This window comes from Flagellimonas aurea, assembly GCF_017313785.1.
Classification (GTDB): domain Bacteria; phylum Bacteroidota; class Bacteroidia; order Flavobacteriales; family Flavobacteriaceae; genus Flagellimonas; species Flagellimonas aurea.
Genome location: NZ_JAFLNL010000012.1, coordinates 36,842 through 55,670 on the forward strand (window position 1 = coordinate 36,842; position 18,829 = coordinate 55,670).

General features: G+C 42.0%; 15 protein-coding genes. 8 read left to right on the plus strand and 7 right to left on the minus strand.

Features of this window, described 5'->3' with window-relative positions:
* Positions 1-422 precede the first annotated feature (422 nt).
* Positions 423-1,970 carry a Fic family protein gene (locus tag J0656_RS17160; protein WP_207036146.1) on the plus strand — a complete coding sequence of 516 codons (1,548 nt, stop codon included), beginning with the start codon at positions 423-425 and terminating at the stop codon, positions 1,968-1,970.
* A gap of 629 nt (positions 1,971-2,599) precedes the next feature.
* On the opposite strand, the gene J0656_RS17165 is transcribed toward J0656_RS17160, so the two are convergent.
* The 4 genes from J0656_RS17165 to J0656_RS17180 are packed head-to-tail and all read right to left on the minus strand — an operon-like array spanning position 2,600 to position 5,827.
* The gene (locus tag J0656_RS17165) at positions 2,600-3,859 is read right to left on the minus strand and encodes an O-antigen ligase family protein (RefSeq protein ID WP_313790203.1); all 1,260 of its coding nucleotides are present in this window, start codon (positions 3,857-3,859) and stop codon (positions 2,600-2,602) included.
* Positions 3,860-3,900: 41 nt separating this feature from the next.
* Positions 3,901-4,254: a hypothetical protein gene (locus J0656_RS17170; protein WP_207036151.1), complete on the minus strand. Its 354-nt coding sequence runs from the start codon at positions 4,252-4,254 to the stop codon at positions 3,901-3,903.
* The gene (locus tag J0656_RS17175) at positions 4,244-4,978 is read right to left on the minus strand and encodes a hypothetical protein (RefSeq protein WP_207036152.1); all 735 of its coding nucleotides are present in this window, start codon (positions 4,976-4,978) and stop codon (positions 4,244-4,246) included. Before J0656_RS17175 ends, J0656_RS17170 begins: the two co-directional genes overlap by 11 nt.
* Positions 4,979-4,990: 12 nt before the next feature.
* Positions 4,991-5,827 (minus strand): hypothetical protein, encoded by an 837-nt coding sequence (locus tag J0656_RS17180; RefSeq protein WP_207036154.1) that lies wholly within the window; start codon positions 5,825-5,827, stop codon positions 4,991-4,993.
* 417 nt (positions 5,828-6,244) lie between these two features.
* On the opposite strand from J0656_RS17180, the gene J0656_RS17185 reads away from it, so the two are divergent.
* Positions 6,245-8,278: a hypothetical protein gene (locus tag J0656_RS17185; protein WP_207036156.1), complete on the plus strand. Its 2,034-nt coding sequence runs from the start codon at positions 6,245-6,247 to the stop codon at positions 8,276-8,278.
* Between the two features lie 215 nt (positions 8,279-8,493).
* On the opposite strand, the gene J0656_RS17190 is transcribed toward J0656_RS17185, so the two are convergent.
* On the minus strand, positions 8,494-8,925 hold the full coding sequence (locus tag J0656_RS17190; protein ID WP_207036157.1) for a hypothetical protein: 432 nt from the start codon (positions 8,923-8,925) through the stop codon (positions 8,494-8,496).
* A 455-nt stretch (positions 8,926-9,380) separates the two neighbouring features.
* On the opposite strand from J0656_RS17190, the gene J0656_RS17195 reads away from it, so the two are divergent.
* From J0656_RS17195 to J0656_RS17220, 6 genes are all read left to right on the plus strand, one after another.
* Complete coding sequence (locus tag J0656_RS17195) at positions 9,381-9,932, plus strand: RNA polymerase sigma-70 factor (protein WP_207036159.1); 552 nt, start codon at positions 9,381-9,383, stop codon at positions 9,930-9,932.
* Between the two features lie 83 nt (positions 9,933-10,015).
* Positions 10,016-11,023 (plus strand): FecR family protein, encoded by a 1,008-nt coding sequence (locus J0656_RS17200; protein WP_207036161.1) that lies wholly within the window; start codon positions 10,016-10,018, stop codon positions 11,021-11,023.
* A gap of 177 nt (positions 11,024-11,200) precedes the next feature.
* Positions 11,201-14,644, plus strand: coding sequence for a SusC/RagA family TonB-linked outer membrane protein (locus J0656_RS17205; RefSeq protein ID WP_237688984.1), 3,444 nt, complete (start codon positions 11,201-11,203; stop codon positions 14,642-14,644).
* A 19-nt stretch (positions 14,645-14,663) separates the two neighbouring features.
* Positions 14,664-16,052, plus strand: coding sequence for a RagB/SusD family nutrient uptake outer membrane protein (locus J0656_RS17210; protein ID WP_207036165.1), 1,389 nt, complete (start codon positions 14,664-14,666; stop codon positions 16,050-16,052).
* Positions 16,053-16,062: 10 nt separating this feature from the next.
* A complete protein-coding gene (locus tag J0656_RS17215) occupies positions 16,063-17,019 on the plus strand; it encodes a glycerophosphodiester phosphodiesterase family protein (RefSeq protein WP_237688985.1) in 957 nt (318 codons plus the stop codon).
* Between the two features lie 19 nt (positions 17,020-17,038).
* On the plus strand, positions 17,039-17,998 hold the full coding sequence (locus J0656_RS17220; RefSeq protein ID WP_207036168.1) for a glycerophosphodiester phosphodiesterase family protein: 960 nt from the start codon (positions 17,039-17,041) through the stop codon (positions 17,996-17,998).
* A 347-nt stretch (positions 17,999-18,345) separates the two neighbouring features.
* On the opposite strand, the gene J0656_RS17225 is transcribed toward J0656_RS17220, so the two are convergent.
* Positions 18,346-18,510, minus strand: a complete 165-nt coding sequence (locus tag J0656_RS17225) for a Riean_0653 family protein (protein WP_207036170.1) — start codon at positions 18,508-18,510, stop codon at positions 18,346-18,348.
* Positions 18,511-18,554: 44 nt separating this feature from the next.
* Positions 18,555-18,815 carry a hypothetical protein gene (locus J0656_RS17230; protein ID WP_207036172.1) on the minus strand — a complete coding sequence of 87 codons (261 nt, stop codon included), beginning with the start codon at positions 18,813-18,815 and terminating at the stop codon, positions 18,555-18,557.
* Between the last annotated feature and the right edge of the window lie 14 nt (positions 18,816-18,829).

The following is an 18,829-nucleotide window of genomic DNA, read 5'->3' on the forward strand; positions in this document are numbered from 1 at the left end:
GACGTTCTAGTTATGACCGGTACCTAAATATGGTTGTAAGTCATTGTAAATCAGAAACAAGCACTGAAAATTCAGAACCTGCACACCTTATTGCACATTTATCATGAAAATGAGAATAAGAACATATCCATTTGATAATAAAAATACAGAAATCAGTTTAAAAACGATGAATTACCTTGAAAAATTATTGATGGCACCAACATTCAAACTTTACCTGACCTCATCCCATATTTAGGTACCGGTCATAACTAGAGAATCCGGACTGTCTTCTTTTATTTGATACAATCATAATAGGTATATGCTCTATAAAGATTGGTTTATTGATCCACGTATATTTCATGTAAACTACATTAAAATAATCGTTTTTCATATAAAGTAACTGTTTTTCATGGTACATTTGTTATTGAATTTCACATCATCAGATGAAAAGTAATGATTTTTCACATAAAATAACTGTTTTTCATGGCCGCAACTTACCAGAAGAAGGTTTCTTGGTCGGTTACTCCCTTTTGATTTCCGTATTGGAAAATCAATTTAACGTAGCCGTTCCCATACCTGATTTGATGGCCGTGACAACGGAGAAGCACCAACGCTACAATACGGACCAATGGCAAGTGTTCACCATAAGGCACAAACCTAAGGACGACCTGAAAAGCCATTTGGTCTTTGCACTTAAATACGAGCCCTTGGATCTATATATCCTAAAAAGAATTTTCGAGACGACAGGGGATGCTATCATCCAACAAATGTTGGAGGAAGAGCCAACAGGACAATATACAAGAAGGGCGTGGTTTTTATTTGAATGGCTGACGGGTATAACCCTTGATGTACCCAACTTGAACAAAGGCACCTATGTAGAGGTGGTGGATCCTAAGCTGCAATATGACGCTGAGCCTGAAAATTCAACACGGCATCGCATCAAGAATAACTTGCCCGGAATCCCAGGATACTGTCCCATGATTCGAAGGACAAAAAAACTGGATGGGTATATTGATAAGGACCTATCTGAAGCCATCGAAAAAGGATTGGGAAAACGGGACAAGGATCTTATTCGAAGGACCGCTGCTTTTTTACTTTTGAAGGACTCGAAGGCATCCTTCGCCATTGAAGGGGAATATCCACCGAGCATGCGGGCAAGGAATTGGGGAAAAGCCATAGGTCAATCTGGCAAATCCCCATTGAGCATACAAGAAATCGAACGGTTACAGCATATTGTCATTGGCAACAAAAAACTAAGGCACATGGGTATTAGAACTGGGGAAGGGTTTATTGGTGAGCACGATAGGGAAACTCTCTCCCCTTTGCCTGACCACATCTCAGCCAAGGCCAAGGACCTTCCCTTTTTGATGCAAGGGTTGTTCGGCACGAACGAACTGTTGCAGAAGTCCCTTTACAATCCAGTATTGGTTGCCGCCACCATTGCCTTTGGCTTTGTCTTTATCCACCCACTATCCGATGGCAACGGTAGGATACATCGCTATATCATCCACCACTTGCTCACTCGGATGGGCTATACCAAACGGGGGATGATATTTCCCATTTCCTCCGCCATTCTGGAACGGATAGACGAATATCAGGATATTTTGGAGCATTTTTCCTCGCCAAGGGTCGAATTGATTGAATGGGGGGAATCACAGGATCATAACATCAACATCCTGAATGAAACCATTGATCTATACCGGTACTTTGATTTGACCAAACAAGCGGAATTCCTCTATACGTGTGTGGAAGAGACCATTGATAGAATCATACCTGAAGAATTGGATTATTTGGAAAAATACGATCGGATGACGAACTTTATTAACACTCGGGTTGCCATACCGGATACCAAAGTCGATTTATTGATTAAGCTTCTTAATCAGAACAAAGGTAAATTGTCAAAGAAAAAAAGGGAAAAGGAATTTACGGAATTGACAGATGGTGAAATTCAGGAAATAGAAAATTCCTTCCAAACCATTTTTTATGGATGATATGAATCCTGTCCATATTTTAGTCCCTTACCAAATCAAACCCCTATGTGTGTTTTGGAACCGATATCAATCGACCAAAATAAAAAGGTTTGCTTTCCCTATTTCATTTTTGGTCAATCTGAAAGCTTTAATGAAAACATTGGCCAACGTATGCTATTCCCGCCTGAGTAAATTGAGTAATCACCAATACAACACAAAAATCTGACCTTCAAATCACAACTGCCAAATATTGAATGGCTCAAACTTTCCTTTTTTGATGTTCATTTTGATAAATATGTGTAGTTATTTATAAACCATCGTAAACAAATGTGGACAACTTGGTTAGCAATTCGATTCCCTTGACGACTTACTTGTTTCTTGGGCGAATTCCGGTATTCCTCGGAGTTTTTATTCAAAAATCAGCATTGTTGGGATAGCTCAATAATTAATCCTTATATAATTGTATTTCAATGTTTTAATACCAACTTAATAAAAAGTGACCTATTCGGTGAGCAATAATTTTGAAAAGCTCGAAAACCCTAAGAAATAAAGTGTTTCCAGAGATTGGTTCTAGTGCCTCCGGGTCGATTTGAACATTACCTATGGTAGAATCTACATAAAGTACCGAGAGTTGTCATACCTTTTATGTGTCACTTACCATGTATGCTTAAAAACCTTTTAGCTTCAGCTTTTACCGATATGGTATAAGAAGTTTTTACCTTTAACGGTGTTTGCGCTATTTCCTCAGCAATTTTCACCTTTAATTGGTGATTTTCACAAACAGCGGAGTATATTTTATATAGTTCATATTTTGGCAAAAACCTGGAAGGAATCATTTTTTTTGCCAAATTAAAATTTACTATGGCCAATCCATATTCCTTTAATTCCAAATAGTTGGATGCCTTTAGAAGAGTAACATCATAGCTTGTCCTCCTCGATTCGTATTTTTCAATTTGCCGATTGGATTGTTTGAACTTACCGGCATGATGCAATTTATAGGCAAAATCATGTTGGAATTCTGAGATATCACCTATTTTTTTCTCCAATCGGTGGTAAGATATTTCATTGAAGTTTAAGGAATCGGTTTCCCTTCTCCACTCCATTTCCATAAGGGAATAGTTACCGATACAGAACAAAGCAACTAGAGGGAAGGACAAAACCATTACGATCTTAGGTTTCTTCAGGGGCAATGAATGATTTGACATCCGCCTATTTGTGGTGTTAAGGCAAACCATGAGGATAACAATGACAAAGTAATAATGAAAAGGATATGAAAATAGTGCGAAAACCATGATGAAGAATACGGTAACCTTACTTGGATCAAAAATAAAATCCAGTTTATTCAACCATTTTACCAATCCAAAAACAATAAGGCCGGGGATTATGATTCCATAGTTTACCAAGCATAGTAAATATTCATTAAAAGGATTGTTTACCTGATCGGCCACTTGCGAATAATCACTTTCCACATGCCTATTGAAATACTCCGCTTGCCATAGCATATAGTTTTGCGAAAAGCCATGTTTCCCAAAGCCGAATAATATGTCCTCCACCCCGGAGGTCAAGACTGTTTGCCAAATGAACAATCTACCATTGGCAGAGTCCTCTTTTAAGAAAAACAACAATGGAATTGAAAGAGATAACACCACTAATGAGGAGACAAACAGTTTTCTGTTCTTCTTGAAGATATAAAGAAGACCAATGATAAGGATTGCAAAAAACACACTCCGTGATTTCAATAGTATAAGGGAAAATAGCATTAAAAAAACAGCGGCATAAACTAATTTGCTTCTGCAGTTACGACCGTATGAAATGGAATGTGGCAGACAACATAAAATCAATAGAGCCGATATATTCGGGTTATCAAATGTTCCTGTTACCTGAAAATACGGATTACCACTATTGGTCAATCCAAAAAACTGAGCGATACAAATAAGGGACTGTATGAACCCTACAAAAAAAAAGCTCCTGCAATTAGGTTATCAAATCGGAAAGAAATCAAAATGATATATAGTAAAATAAAACCAACGGCGATACCTATGATAAAAAATAGATTTTGTTGAGGTATTGCCAAAAGGTATATGGCAATCAACATTACAGTCAATAAAAATGGTATGGATTGGATATGGACAATAGGCCGGTTAAAGCAGAGAAAATAGATCGATGCTACAATTAATGTGATGGTTGTTGCCAATATCCGCGGAGTCTCGTAATCAAAAACGAACAAATCATCTTTGACCGAGACCGATGAGATCAATATGGCAAAAACAAATATGGATAACAGTGAATTCTTTTTAATCTTCATAAAAATACTTCCGTGTATTGAGATCGTAATTGGCACAGTGTGATATATACTCCCAAAAAATCAAGCTGACCAGAATTCTATTTTCCCTGATATCATAAATCTGATTCAGGTCATCTGGGGAATACTTATTTAAATGGTCCACAGAAAAACTCAATATGGAAAACTCACTGATGATCTCTTCCAAATAGACCATAATTTCTTCCTTGACGGCCAAGGATGTGCTGTCCTTCAATAGCAGTTTCCTGAAGGACTCCTTAAAATTACCCTGAAAAAAAGGGTTTCTTGGAATTGGACACGTGGTCATCCTAGGTATCACAACTTCAATGGTATCACATTTTTCGTTTTCTATCCGTTTCTGAACCACATAATCCTTTGTTCCAGAACCTTTTTTGTAGATATGGATAGGAAAGAAGTAATCGTATATGCTGTCCAAGGATGTATTGAGCTCATTGAATTCATGAGGATCGATGTTAAGGCGAAAAAAATCTTCGGGTTCATCCCGGTCTTTGGCCAAAACCTTCATGAGAGCGATCATAGACTCCCCGCGGTCCCCTTTGAAATTTTCGCCCAAAGTCGTAAAAAAGAAATCACTTGCCTCTGAAAAGCTATGGATACTTTCATTAAGCTCCTTATTTGTATGCCTCTCGCTTTTTACTAGTTGTGACTGGGCATCGGACATAAAAAGTAAAAAAACGATTATAGCCCAAATTCGACTTAGCTCCATGGATAAACAACATTAAAAACCACAACCACAGTTAATGGCATCCCGAATATCCTGTGCGTCACTTCCACTATTGGAAGCCCGCAGTGACATTACCGTATTACCTTGGTTGTTCCTTATTTCAAAATAGGTGTAATTACCTGATTGTGTTTCCCTAAAGGATACAAAGGTATTATTTGGATTGGTTTCAGAATAAATTGAAGTAGAACTGGAAACGTGATAGGTAACCGGAACACCGGCAAATGTTGTTGACCCAGTTCTATTATATGCAAAATTGTTCCATGTAAAATATTCTCCAACATTGCCACCATGTCCATTTTTATAGTTTGTCATCGCAATGCTAACTTGACCTGCCAATCGACCTCCCGCAGTTTGAAATATGGGTAAATGGGACACACTGATTCGTACCGTGTGCGGGGTTTCCTGAAGTGTCGTGAAGTTTCCAAAGGACTTTTTCAAATTTTTGACCGAGAAAAGAATTTCACCATTTTCTTCCAACAACACGGCTTTGTCATCCTCGATTTGGGAATTCAAATATTCAACATTTTCCCTTATATATTGAAATATGGGTTCAGAAATCCCTATTTCAGCACCTGATCGAAGGTCATAGGAGTACAACCCATTTTCCAACCTTGTTTTTGCCATGAATCGATCATAGGCTTCATTGTACAAATCTTTATTGACCTGTTCCCACATGGTCTCCGGATTATCAAAATCCTCAATCTCGATATAAGCCAATTGTGGTATTTCGTCGTATCCTGTTTCGTTGTCACAGGAACTGATTGAGATAAATAGGACACCTAATACCAATAACGGCCGGTTAACCTTTTTTTTTAGGAATAAATTTTTCATGGTCAGCGTTGTTTTATTTTCTTACGTTCAATTGTAAATTTTATTTACCTCAATAATAGCGATTATATTCACCCAAGTATCTCATTCAAGGTTAATTAAGGGTTATGTACATGTTATCATTAGGATTATTCCTACATCATCTCATGTGAAAAACTATATTTGTCCACATGTAAGCCCAATTTGTCCACATGTAAGCCCAAGCTATTTTCAATGCACAGGAAAACCAATCTGACGGAGATTGATTGGTCCTTGAGTCACATATAATGATTCCCTTATAACGTCCCGATATGTTAAATTTCCAAATAAGTCATTGACCTTCATGAACCAATCGGTATCCCCTTGGCATAAAATAATTGTCCATTTACACATTGAACAAATGAACAAGACAGAAAGAAGTCATTTAAAAATTCCCAATTCATGATAGCTTCCCATAAATTAGGTTACTTACTATACTCCGTTGTCCTTTCCATGGTGCTTTTATCTTGTAGAAACATTGAAAACAATGCTTTGAACAAAGCCTTGAACAGCTCTGGAAGCAATAGGCAAGAATTGCAAAAAGTACTTGATCATTACGACCACCCTGCGGATAGCTTAAAACTAAAGGCGGCCGCTTTCCTAATTCAGCATATGGTCAACAAACGGTCCTATGAAAGCCGAACCTATGAAAGATATGCACTGTTTTTTAAGGAAGTAAAAGGCGTATTGTCCAATGACACCTTGGATGTAAGGGACAAGAAAATAAGATTCTCTTTTATTTATGATTCGCTCCAAGTGGATAAGGCAACTCAAGGTCTGGAACTGAAGGAAGATATTGAGTTTATCAAGGCCTCCTATTTAATTGAAAATATTGACAAGGCGTTTCTTGCTAGGGATAGTTTCCCTTGGTCCGCATCCGTTCCTTTTGAGGATTTCTGCCAATATGTTTTACCATATAAGGTCTTCAATGAACCGATGGTCCCATGGAGAAAGACCCTTATGGATAGGTACAGATGGGTTTTGGATTCCATTAAAAACCCAAAAAGTTTAAGGGAAGCGACCATATTGATCAACAAAAGGTTTAATAAGGGAATGACCTATTTTACACGGATGAACAGATTTCCCACATCCCTGGATTTCAAAACTTTGGATGACATAAAAATAGGTGCATGTGAACATTTGGTCACGATGAACGTGTATCACCTAAGGGCCATGGGAATACCGGCACAAATCGATTATACCAAATGGGGAAATCATGACGGCACCCATACTTGGTGTTCCATTACCGATGAAAATGGGGAACTTTTTTCCTTTGATGCCCTTTATCAGCCAAAAAATGTTTCCGATTCCCTTTATATGAATGGGCTTTTTAACCATATACCTGAATCAAACCTTAGAAAAAGAAAGGCACCCAAAATATATAGGGTATCCTTTGAAAATAAAGAGCAGCATTTACCTAAAAACCAAATAGCACTATCTGGTATCGTTCCAAAAGAACTCATCGACCCTAACGCGATGGACGTAACGGCCCAATATGCCAATCCCACGGCAACGATCGAGCTTGAAATTCCAACGGCTTCCAATGAAGATATAGCCATACTGAATGTTTTCAATGGTTATGGTTGGCAACCCATAGCCTGGAGCATGAAGAATCAAAACGAATCATTTCGGTTTGAGAACATGGGAACCGATATCATGTATTTAAATACATTGAAAAACGCCAAAGATGGGAGTGAAACAAAACATCCTCCCTTTATCTTACGGAACAGTGGTTCCATAAGTACCATTACGGCCAACAAAGATAAGCTCACGACCATACTTCTTGATAGAAAATATTTTATTGACCATGATTTAAAATTGGCCTTGAATAAGATGGTGGGAGGAGTTTTCCAAGGAGCAAATTCCAAGGATTTTAGGGATGCCGTTGACTTGCATACTATCACTACGGTTCCCAAGCCAAAAACAAATCGGTATGAAATCCAGTCAATAGAAAAATTTCGTTATATACGGTTCATATTGCCTCAAGAACAATGCAGAGTGGCCGAAATGAAACTGTTCAAAAAAACCGCTAAGGACAAAGAGCCCATCTTATTATCAACAAATCAACTCATTAGCAGTAACAAAGGGAACAATCATGCAGAAAAGATCATGGATGGGGATGTGCTCACTTACTTTGTTGCAGATAACAAAGAAAATGGATGGATAGGTTATGATTTGGGGCCAACCAAGGAAACGGTCATTGCATCGATCGATTTTTATCCTCCCAACGATGGAAACTCCATCGAAATCGGGGATAAATATGAGTTATTCTATTGGGATGATCATTGGAAATCATTGGGCATAAAAATCGCCAAAGAAGAAAAGCTAGTCTTTACCAATTGCCCGGATAATGCACTATTTTTATTGAAAAACCATACAAAAGGTGTTCAAGTACGTATTTTCACTTATGAACAAAACGAACAACTTTGGTGGTAATGGTGGTGGGTGTAGACACAGGACATAGACTTAGAACTGTACATCTACACAGTAATCGGTAACACTTGCTTTGGAGGCTTCCCTGGTAGGATAGATATGCTTCACCAACGGTTCACTGGTCCTGCATTCCTGTGAATGGATGCATCCAAAGAAAAAAAAATCAAAGCAATTTGAAATAAGTATCCTTTCTTCATGGCTTGGTTGGGTTTATAGGATTACTTCTTTTTATAAATATCATAACAGCCTTCATCACATGTGCTCGGAAATTCCGCCAGTATCAGATTATTTCCTTCAAATTTGAATATATATTGGATAGGCAGGTCCTTACAAGGCTTTTCAATGGTAATGGTATCGTTTTCAATGGAAAATATCCCCTCACAGTCTGGCAAAAAGCTATCGATAAACCTATTTTCTTTCGTAAACATCAGTGTTTTACCATTATCAACGGGATTAATGCCAACCCCATCGAACCGTTGGTACAGGAGCCATGTTCCATTGATATCATGCTCTTGACCTGTTCTGACATCCTCATTGTTACAGGATTGGATGGTAAAATAATCCCAAATCCTATAAAAAAGTTCAGTCCTAAAGTTTTCATTGCTGTTAAGTTTTTCATGACTTGAATGTATCACATCACTTAGTATCAAGCGTTAAGTGTTTATTATTATAAGATTAATCCAACGGCGTGTATTTTTCAAGAATAAAATATGTGCGGGAGAGATATATCCAGATGAACATTACCATCAATTAAATGGAACATACCTTTGAAGCCCTTTTCTTTCCCTGGGGAACTATTAGGATCCATGAACCGATTACAGTATACGGCCGAACCTTAAAAATCCATTACCTAAAGTTTAAAAAAAGGTTACCTCATATGGAAGCAGGATATGGACCATTGAAAAATAATACCCAATAACTTTAGCCCCAATGCCCCCTTCCGAATCAGCCATTGGTGTTTATAAATCGTCTTTTACCAAGGGTTTAAAGAGGAAAAACCACAGCTCTGACCTCATGGCAGCATAGGTTTATCCACATGTGAAATTCCCTTTTTAAACTTAAAGTTTAATTAATACAATTTTGGTTTAAACTAGCTAACATTGCATTGCTACCCTACGCATTACACGATATGAACGCCACGGATACCCACCTATTATTGCTGTCGAAAGCGGATAACCAAATCGCTTTCAAACAGCTGTATGATAGGCATTGGAAAAGGCTATATCTATTTGCCCTGAAACTGCTCAAGGAAAAAGCGGAAGCCAAGGATGCCGTACAGGATGTTTTCTCCAATCTATGGACCAAGCGTAAGGAACTCGACATAAAACATCCTGAAGCCTATCTCATGGCATCCATTAAATACAAATGTCTGGAATACCTTAAAGAGAAAAAGCTATCCTCATCCTTTTTGCAACAGTTCGAGTTGCCCACTCAGGGAAATCCCATTGAGAACAAAATCCATTTTGAGGAAACCATGGAATTGCTCGATACCGGCATCGACGGATTACCTGCAAAAACCAAGAAAATCTTCAAAATGAGCAGGCACGAAGATTTATCCAATAAGGAAATCGCCTACCTTTTGAACATCTCCACTAAAACGGTCGAGTACCATATCACACAGTCAATCAAACAGTTGAGAGAGGTAATCGTCACTTGAAAAAGTTTCGTTCAAAAAAAATGCACTTTTTTTTTAGGGTTGTCCCCAGTTTTTTCCTCTAACCAATAGAGGACATTGGGAAAATGAACGAAAAGCAACTAAAGCGTCTTATTGAAAACTATTTGAACGGTAACTGCACGGAGCGTGAAAAAACGTTGTTGGACAAGGTACTCGATAGTTATGACAGCCCAGCGGATATCACGCAACCTTTGGAGGACGAACACCGACTACAAAACGAAATATTCTCCAAGATCACATCGGAAATCGAAGGGGACACCTCCAAAGTACCGCCATATCCGGTCAAGAAGCGTTCGAGCTCCCGATGGCTTGCAGTAGCGGCCACTATCCTGGTACTTATAGGTATGGGATCTGTATATTTCTCGGAACAGCCCCTAAAGCAGGTCCCGTTACATCAAACCGAAATACTGAGTTCGGTCACCGATTGGGGGCAGCGCAACACCATCACGTTGAGCGATGGCACAACCATTACCTTGAACGCCGGCAGTCAACTCCATTATCCAAAAACTTTTGAGGGGAATACCATTCGATCGGTCAGTTTGGTGGGAGAAGCCTTTTTCGAAGTTGCCAAAAATCCGGGCAAGCCCTTTATCATCAAAACCGGGAAAGTAACCACAAGGGTTCTCGGTACTTCATTCAACATCAATTCCTATGAATTCAACGACATGATATCGATTACCGTCAGAACGGGAAAGGTACAGGTCGAATCCGTTTCAAGAAGCGGTAAGACCGATGCCGTCCAGCTCGTTCCCAACGAGATGGCACAATACAGCAGGTCCAACGATTCGATAACCAAGTCCATAGTGGACAATGATAATTACATGGATTGGAAAAACGGAATCATACGTTTTAGCGACATCACATTCCATGAAGCTTCCAAAATGCTCAACAGATGGTATGGGGTCGACATAAGCTTTGAGAACGAAGCCTTAAAAAAATGCCATGTGACGGCACGGTACGAACATGCCAAACTGCAAGTCGTACTGGAAAGTATAAAATTTGCCACTAAAGGAATGGACTATGAATTTACCGACCAGAAAAAAATTCTTTTAAAAGGTCGTTGTCAAAACTAAACCATTAACACAAAACTTTAAGCCTATGATATAAAGTCCCCACAATAAAAAAGCAGCCTGAGAAACTTTGGCGAGGATCAACAGACTGCGATGACATTTAACGATTAAATGAATAACCATTAAACAATTTGTGAAGTTATGAATTCACTAACTATTAAACAATTTATAGCGTTAACAATGAAAATTTCTTTTCTTTTTGTGATTGTTGCGCTTTTGAACCCACTTTTTGCTTCAACAGCAAAAGCACAAAAACTGGATGAAGTCTCGATAAATTTATCGGTAAAGAATGCTTCATTGGAAGAAATCATCGAGACCATAGAGGTCCAGACCCCCTTTAACTTTGTATATGGCCGTACGGTATCCAAAATCAAGAACCGTTATAGCCTGAGATACCGAAATGTGTCTTTGCGATCCGTCCTGGAACTCTTGGCCAAGGATGCCGGTCTAGCCTTCCGCAGGATCGACGAGAACATCTCCATCGACAAAAGGGACAAAACAGCGGTGGCCGTTATTGAGGAAACCTTCAAGGAGATCAAGGGCACCGTGGTCGATGAAAACGGACAGCCCCTGCCAGGAGCATCAGTGGTCGAAAGCGGAACGACCAATGGGACCGCCACCGATTTTGACGGTAATTTCACATTGGAGGTCGCTCCCGATGCCATCCTGGAGGTATCCTACATCGGATATGCCACCCAATATGTGGAGATCAATGAACGAGCAGAACTCATCGTCCAGCTTGAACTGACCTCTTCCAGTCTACAGGAAGTGGTCCTGATCGGATATGGCCAGCAGGCCCGCGCCAAGGTCGTTGGATCCGTGGCCGAAATCAAGAGCGAGGATCTTGAGAATGTTACCGCGGCCACTGTGGACCAACAATTGGCAGGAAAACTCTCCGGTGTGATCATCAACCAATCCAATGCCCAACCGGGCCAAGATTCCCAGATTATCATCAGGGGCACGGGAACCCTTACCGCAGGCACCAATCCGCTGATCGTAGTGGATGGGTTCCCATTAACGGAAGGAAGTACCTTGGGATCCATCAATCCCAATGACATCGCCGAGGTAAATATCCTGAAGGATGCCGCATCGGCCGCCATCTACGGATCAAGGGCCGCCAATGGGGTCATCCTGATCACCACAAAGGCCGGTGGCTACAACCAAAAGACGAGAATTACCTTTGAAACCTACGGAGGTGTGCAACAGCAAAGTTCAGGTGTCGATCTAGTTGATGGATATGATTTTGCCCAATTCCTGACCGAGGCGCGTAACTGGGGGTATGTTTCCAAGGACCCGATCAATAGGAGTGCAAGTGACCCAAACTCGGTCCGGGTGACCAATTTGATCAATGGCCAACAAATAGATGGTCGTGAACTGTTCCTCCCTGAACTTACCCCTTACCTCAACAGGGAACCGGGACTGATCAATACGGATTGGATCGACCAGGGCTTTAGAAGTGCGCCCATATCCAATTATGCCCTGTCCATTTCAGGTGGAAACGATAAGACAAGTTACTATACCTCCCTAGGATATTTTGATCAGGAAGGGGTCGTGATCGGAACCGATTTCAAACGGTATTCCGCGGCGATCAATTTGGAGAGCAAAATCAATGATAAGGTAAAGTTCGGTATCAATCTAAAACCGTCCTACTCCATAGAAAATTCCGTAAATCAAGGTGACCGAAGTAACGGTGTCCTAGGCTTGATTCCATTGAACTTTCCGTTCTATAGCCCATACAATGCGGATGGCAGTGTCAATATCAGTGAACAATTGGTCAATGAACAGCATGAGATCGAAGGGGTCCGTATCAACGGTACACCCGTAGAAAACCTGTTGGCCACCTCCAGCATGGTAACCGATACCAAACAACGCTTTCGGACATTCGGTAATCTTTTCCTGAATGCCGAAGTGATTTCAGGATTGACCTATCGCCTATCCCTTGGGGGGGATTATGACACCTCCGTCAGGGACTATTACTATCCCATCGGGGTGGGATCTTACCGGACCCCGGCCCCGAGGGCGGATGCGGATGCGGACCAGCGCAAGCAGAACAAGATCAATTACTTGATAGAAAACACCTTGAACTACGAAAAGGATTTTGGAAAACACCATATGAACCTATTGGTCGGCCATACGTTTCAAAAAGAAAAAACGGACTACACCCGTGTGACAGGTACCGGGTTTGCGGATGACAATATCCAGAACATTGCCGGTGCCAGTTCGTTTACCGCAAGTGCCGATGTGGGTATTTGGACCTTGGAATCCTATTTGGCCCGTTTGCAATACGATTTTGATTCCAAATATCTTTTTTCAGCGGCCATTAGACGTGATGGGTCTTCCAGGTTTGGGAGCAACAACCGATGGGGGAACTTCCCCTCTATATCAGGTGGATGGGTGTTTACCAAGGAAAATTTCTTTCCAAAGGATGCTTTCCTAAGCTTTGGTAAACTATCCGCGAGTTGGGGACAGACCGGGAACAATCAGATTGGAACCTATGGTTCCAAGGCGTTGGTCACTGATTCCAACTATGTTTCCAACGGAGGGATAGCACCGGGGTTTATTACCACTTCGGCACCCAATCCAAATTTGGGATGGGAAGTGGCCTCCTCTTTGAATGTAGGTCTTGACCTCGGGTTATTTGATAATCGTTTGAACGTGAACATGGCCTATTACAAGACCAACACCAAGGACCTGTTGTTGGACGTTCCGGTTCCACAGCAGACCGGGTATGACAATGTACTGGCCAATATCGGGGAAATGGAGAACCAAGGATGGGAATTCCAGGTCTTTGGAGATGGCTTTAAACTCGGGGAACTCGGATTGGGCTTCAATGCCAATTTTACCTCCTATGAAAACAAGGTATTGGCCCTTGGGCCCGGACAGGACAGGATCGCAACCGGTAGAGATCAGTTGTTCGTTACCCAGATCGGTCATCCCATTGCGGAAATCTATGGCTATCGAGTGGACGGGGTATTCAGGACACAGGAGGAAATCGATGCCTACCCCCATCTTGACGGCACGCTCACGGGCGATCTAAGAGCGGTTGATGTAAACGGCGATGGTGAGATCAATGACGATGACAAAATTTCCAAGGGCACATATGCGCCTGACTTCACCTATGGCTTCGGGGCCAATTTGGATTATAAGGGATTCGCCTTGAGCTTCAACTTTGTCGGAGTCGAGGGCAGGACCCTATTGGATGGCGATCTTAGTTCCTTGACCGAAGCTGGAGAAGGCTTTGCCTTGCCCACCCAATATTACTTTGACAACCGATACCATCCTGAAAACAATCCTGACGGATTTCTGGGGCAGCCCAATTTTGGAAACTTTTCCAATTCAAGAAAGATCTTGAGGAGTTCGGTAACGGTCGATGAGGGCAATGGGGATTACTTCAGGTTCAGGGACGTCCGTTTGGGCTACAATGTCCAAAAGAACATCCTGGACAAGTTGAGTCTTTCCGGTCTCCAAATCTACATTTCAGGTAACAACCTATTTACCTCTACCAAATGGAGGGGATGGAACCCGGATGGAACATCGAGCAACATTTTGGAGTCGGGCTACAATACGGGTGGCAATTACCCTATTGCAAAAACCTATACCGTAGGTCTTAAAATATCCTATTAAAAAAACTAAAGCAATTAAAATGAAAAAGTTAGCATATATACTAACGGCCGCTATGACACTGTTCATGGCCAGTTGTGAAGATGAGCTGGTACAAAACCCCAACACGACGAAAGTGGCCGACAATTTCTATAGTAACGAGGCAGAATTGGAAGAAGCCATCAATGCGGTCTATGCGACCTTGCAATTTACAGGAGTCTACAATACCGGCATGCCCGCAGTCGGGGAATTGCCCGGAGAGGATGCCTATGATGAAACACCCGCAAATGATGGTGGGGTGTACGGTATGCTGGATGATTTCAACGTCATACCACAGAGCAGTCTGATCGCCAATGTCTGGGAGGACAGTTACAAGGGCATCCAACGATCTAATATCGTATTGAACAGGATCCAGGAAATAGAATACGATGATCCGGCCACCAAAAGTGCAAGAACCGGAGAGATGTTGTTCATCCGTGCCCTGTTGTACTTCAACCTGGTCAGAACCTTTGGGGATGTACCCTTGATCATCGAAGAGGTTACCAATCCACAAGAATACTTCGGTCAGTCAAGAACCCCTAAAGGGGAGGTCTATGGACAGATCATCTCTGACCTGGAAGAAGCTTCGGACCTATTGCCGGTCCGTAATGAGAGTAATAAGGGCCGAGTGGTAAAAACTGCAGCGCAGGCCCTTTTGGGAAAAGTGCACCTGACCTTACAGGATTATACCGCTGCAAAGTCGAGTTTATTGGACGTTGTTAGTGCCACAGTGCACGACCTGGTGGCTGTGGACGAAGTATTCTCCCTGGAAAATGAGCTGAATGAGGAATTGATTTTCGTGGTCCAGTATGCCTCCGGTGTTAATTCCAATAGTGAGGGGTCGGATGCCTATCGCATGTTCAATCCTACAGGAAGACAAGACGGAGGTCTGGCCGGTACCAAGGGCCATGGGGTATTGAAACCCGATTTCTATGCACTCTACACCGACAACGATACCAGAAAGGGCAGTTATGTGGGGGTATTGCCATCGGGATTGGCCTATACCAATAAAATAGCCGTTCCCACCACAGTGGTCGATGATTCCGGTAGTGATTGGGTGGTACTTCGCTATGCGGATGTCCTCTTGATGCTGGCCGAGGCAGAGAATGAATTGGGCAATGCAACGGAAGCTATAGGATATTTGGACATGATCCGCGAACGTGCCGGTCTTGAGGAATATCCCGGTGCCACCGACCAACAATCCATTTTTGAGGAAATCGATCTTCAGAGAAGGCTGGAACTGGTTTGGGAAGGACAACGATGGTTTGACCTATTAAGACAAGGACGAGCCCAATCTTTATTGGGCATTACCGATGCCAATAAATTGTTGCTCCCCTTACCCGCGAGCCAAATTGCTGCCGATCCCGCATTGCAACAAAACCCAGGATACTAAACCAAACGCTATGTTCCGATATATCAAGCTTTACAGTATACTCTGCATACTATGGACTCTAGGGATACAGCAGGTTATGGGCCAACAGGCCCATAACCTTTCCCCTAGCCGTGCCGAGCAAATCTTGGCACACCTAAAGAACCCTTCCGACACCTATATCGTTGTGGTTTCCCATCGCGGTGATTGGCGTTATGCCCCGGAAAATTCATTGGCGGCGATCCAACATTGCATAGCCATGGGCGTGGATGTCATCGAACTGGATTTCAGGCTTACCAAGGACGGGCATTTGGTCGCCATGCACGACCAAACCGTGGATCGTACCACTAATGGAAGCGGTAAGGTAAGTGAGCTTACTTTAGCGGAAATCAAAAGTCTTCGGTTAAAAAACGCCGCTGGTGTTCGTCATTCCCGGCAACAGGTACCCACTTTGGAAGAAGTGATGGAACTGGTCAAGGGCAAAGTCATGGTCAATTTGGACAAAACCGAAAGCAAGTGGGTCAGGGAAGCCTATCAAACCCTTAAAAAGACCGGTACTGTGGACCATGCCATATTCAAGGGCAATGATGACGTAAAAACAATGCGGGAAAAATACGGCAAGCTCATGGACAGTATTATCTATATGCCCAAACTTTGGCCGGAGAATGCGGATGTGGTAGAATTCCACAACGCTTATGAAAAGGACCTGAACCCTTTTTATTACGAGACCATTTTTGACACGGAGGACGCCCTTCCCCTGCTACTTGCCAAAACGCGCATGAAAAAGGATGGGGATGGTTTTTTGGCCATTGCCCTTTGGGATGAACTTTGTGCGGGACGCACCGATGAAAAGGCCCTTTTGGAAGGAGCGGACAGCTCTTGGGGATGGCTCTTGGAGCAAGGGGCCAATGCCATTATGACCGATAGACCTCAGGAATTGATAACCTATCTAGAAGAACGCCAATTGAGAACCTTTGAACAAAAACCCTAACCATCCAAATAATCGATAAATGAAAAATTACCTTATTGCAATCACGTTCACAGGCCTATTCATGGTATCCTGTAAACAAAACAAGACAGCTTCCACAGCAGCTGGGGAGGAAGTACCGGCATCCACAACAAGGGAAATGTCCCTTCCCATGACCATGGACAGTCTTATCGCCAACTTGAAGAACTCCCATAACAATCAGGTGATCGTAGTGGCACACCGGGGAGATTGGCGGAACGCCCCTGAAAACTCGCTCCAGGCCATCCAAAACTGCATCGACATGGGCGTGGACATGGTCGAGATCGATGTCCGTCAAACCAAGGACGGTCAATTGGTCCTTATGCATGACAATACCATTGACCGTACCACTACAGGTACGGGAAAGGTCTCCGAGGTCACTTGGGAATACCTACAAACGTTACAACTCAAGGATGGAATCGGGCACAGTACACCGCACAAAATACCGACCTTGGAAGAGGCATTGAACCTTTGCAAAGGCAAAATATTGGTAAATCTCGATAAGAGCTATGATATCTTTGATAAATGTTATGAGGTCATGGAAAAAACAGCTACCGTCGACCAGGTGGTCATCAAAGGAAACATCCCATATGATCAGGTCGAACAGGAATTTGGCCAATATCTGGACAAGGTCTTTTTCATGCCCATTGTCAGACTCGACCATCCTGATGCCCGATCGGTAATCAACGACTATTTACAAGAAGATATCCCGGTAGCCTTCGAATTTACCGTGCCTCAAGATACGATTTCCATCATTCAGGACTTTGAATCCATCCGCCAAAAAGGTGCTTCGGTCTGGGTCAACTCCCTCTGGCCCCAGCACAATGGTGGTCACGATGATGAAAAAGCGGCCCTCGATCCAACAACATACGACTGGTTTATTGAGAACCATATTGATATGATACAAACGGATAGGCCGAAAATTTTAATTGACTATTTAAAAAGTAAAAACCTGCACAGATAGTGTCCGATAACCCAAGGATCAAAATTTTTGTTTGAGTTAGTTTAATTATTTTTAGTAGCGAAAAGGCGTGGTTTTCAGGTAGACTGCGCCTTTTCCAATGATATCCGTGAATAATGGAAAAACAACCATGGCTTCTTTTATTAAGGACCCCTTAAAATTTATAGTAGGGCAAACAAATTTGTGGCCTTCCACAGCAAAGCTTCAAGAAGGGTTTGCAAAGTCAGGACACACCAAGAATCCGTTTGGATGATTTCCGTATTGTTTTAAAAGAAATTACTTGATAGTAACTATGACCCAAACTTTCCAAATGGTGATTCCCGCCCCATCATTCTTTTTGATGAATTTCCTCAATTGGAATAATTAAGGTCAAAGCGTCCATCGGTGATTTTGATCAGTTCTCCATTGTTTCCCTGGACAGTAAATTCAAAAGTGCCTGAGATGATATGTTCTTGGTCATCAAATCGCGTAATAGTTAGAGTGCCATATCCGTTTTCCCCAGTAGAGGTATCCAAAACAATTCCTCCATCTAGGTAGTACTCCGCAAAAAATTACCACTTTAAAAGGATTCCAAGGTATATGTTCCTGTTTGGAGCCCTTCAATATCAAGAGCTCCCATATTGATGCTTTTTGAAGGGTCATTGGCCTTGCGAGTTGCACTGATACCCAAAGTGTATGCTCCATCAACATATTGATAAAAGGCACGGGGTCGGCCATTTCCGAACTTCGCCGGGAAAAACGGTTTCCCATTGATGAGGCAACAAAAGTCTGTTCGCCTGTTTGCATAGTCCTTACTGTTATGGGGTAACATAGTCAGCATACCTTTGGAAGACA

Excerpts from the sequence above, each read along its gene's own strand:
- J0656_RS17230 (WP_207036172.1), bottom strand. The coding sequence starts at position 18,815 with ATGCTGACTATGTTACCCCATAACAGTAAGGACTATGCAAACAGGCGA.
- J0656_RS17220 (WP_207036168.1), top strand. The coding sequence starts at position 17,039 with ATGAAAAATTACCTTATTGCAATCACGTTCACAGGCCTATTCATGGTA.
- J0656_RS17215 (WP_237688985.1), top strand. The coding sequence starts at position 16,063 with ATGTTCCGATATATCAAGCTTTACAGTATACTCTGCATACTATGGACT.
- J0656_RS17205 (WP_237688984.1), top strand. The coding sequence starts at position 11,201 with ATGAAAATTTCTTTTCTTTTTGTGATTGTTGCGCTTTTGAACCCACTT.
- J0656_RS17185 (WP_207036156.1), top strand. The coding sequence starts at position 6,245 with ATGATAGCTTCCCATAAATTAGGTTACTTACTATACTCCGTTGTCCTT.
- J0656_RS17210 (WP_207036165.1), top strand. The coding sequence starts at position 14,664 with ATGAAAAAGTTAGCATATATACTAACGGCCGCTATGACACTGTTCATG.
- J0656_RS17175 (WP_207036152.1), bottom strand. The coding sequence starts at position 4,978 with ATGGAGCTAAGTCGAATTTGGGCTATAATCGTTTTTTTACTTTTTATG.
- J0656_RS17200 (WP_207036161.1), top strand. The coding sequence starts at position 10,016 with ATGAACGAAAAGCAACTAAAGCGTCTTATTGAAAACTATTTGAACGGT.
- J0656_RS17180 (WP_207036154.1), bottom strand. The coding sequence starts at position 5,827 with ATGAAAAATTTATTCCTAAAAAAAAAGGTTAACCGGCCGTTATTGGTA.
- J0656_RS17170 (WP_207036151.1), bottom strand. The coding sequence starts at position 4,254 with ATGAAGATTAAAAAGAATTCACTGTTATCCATATTTGTTTTTGCCATA.
- J0656_RS17160 (WP_207036146.1), top strand. The coding sequence starts at position 423 with ATGAAAAGTAATGATTTTTCACATAAAATAACTGTTTTTCATGGCCGC.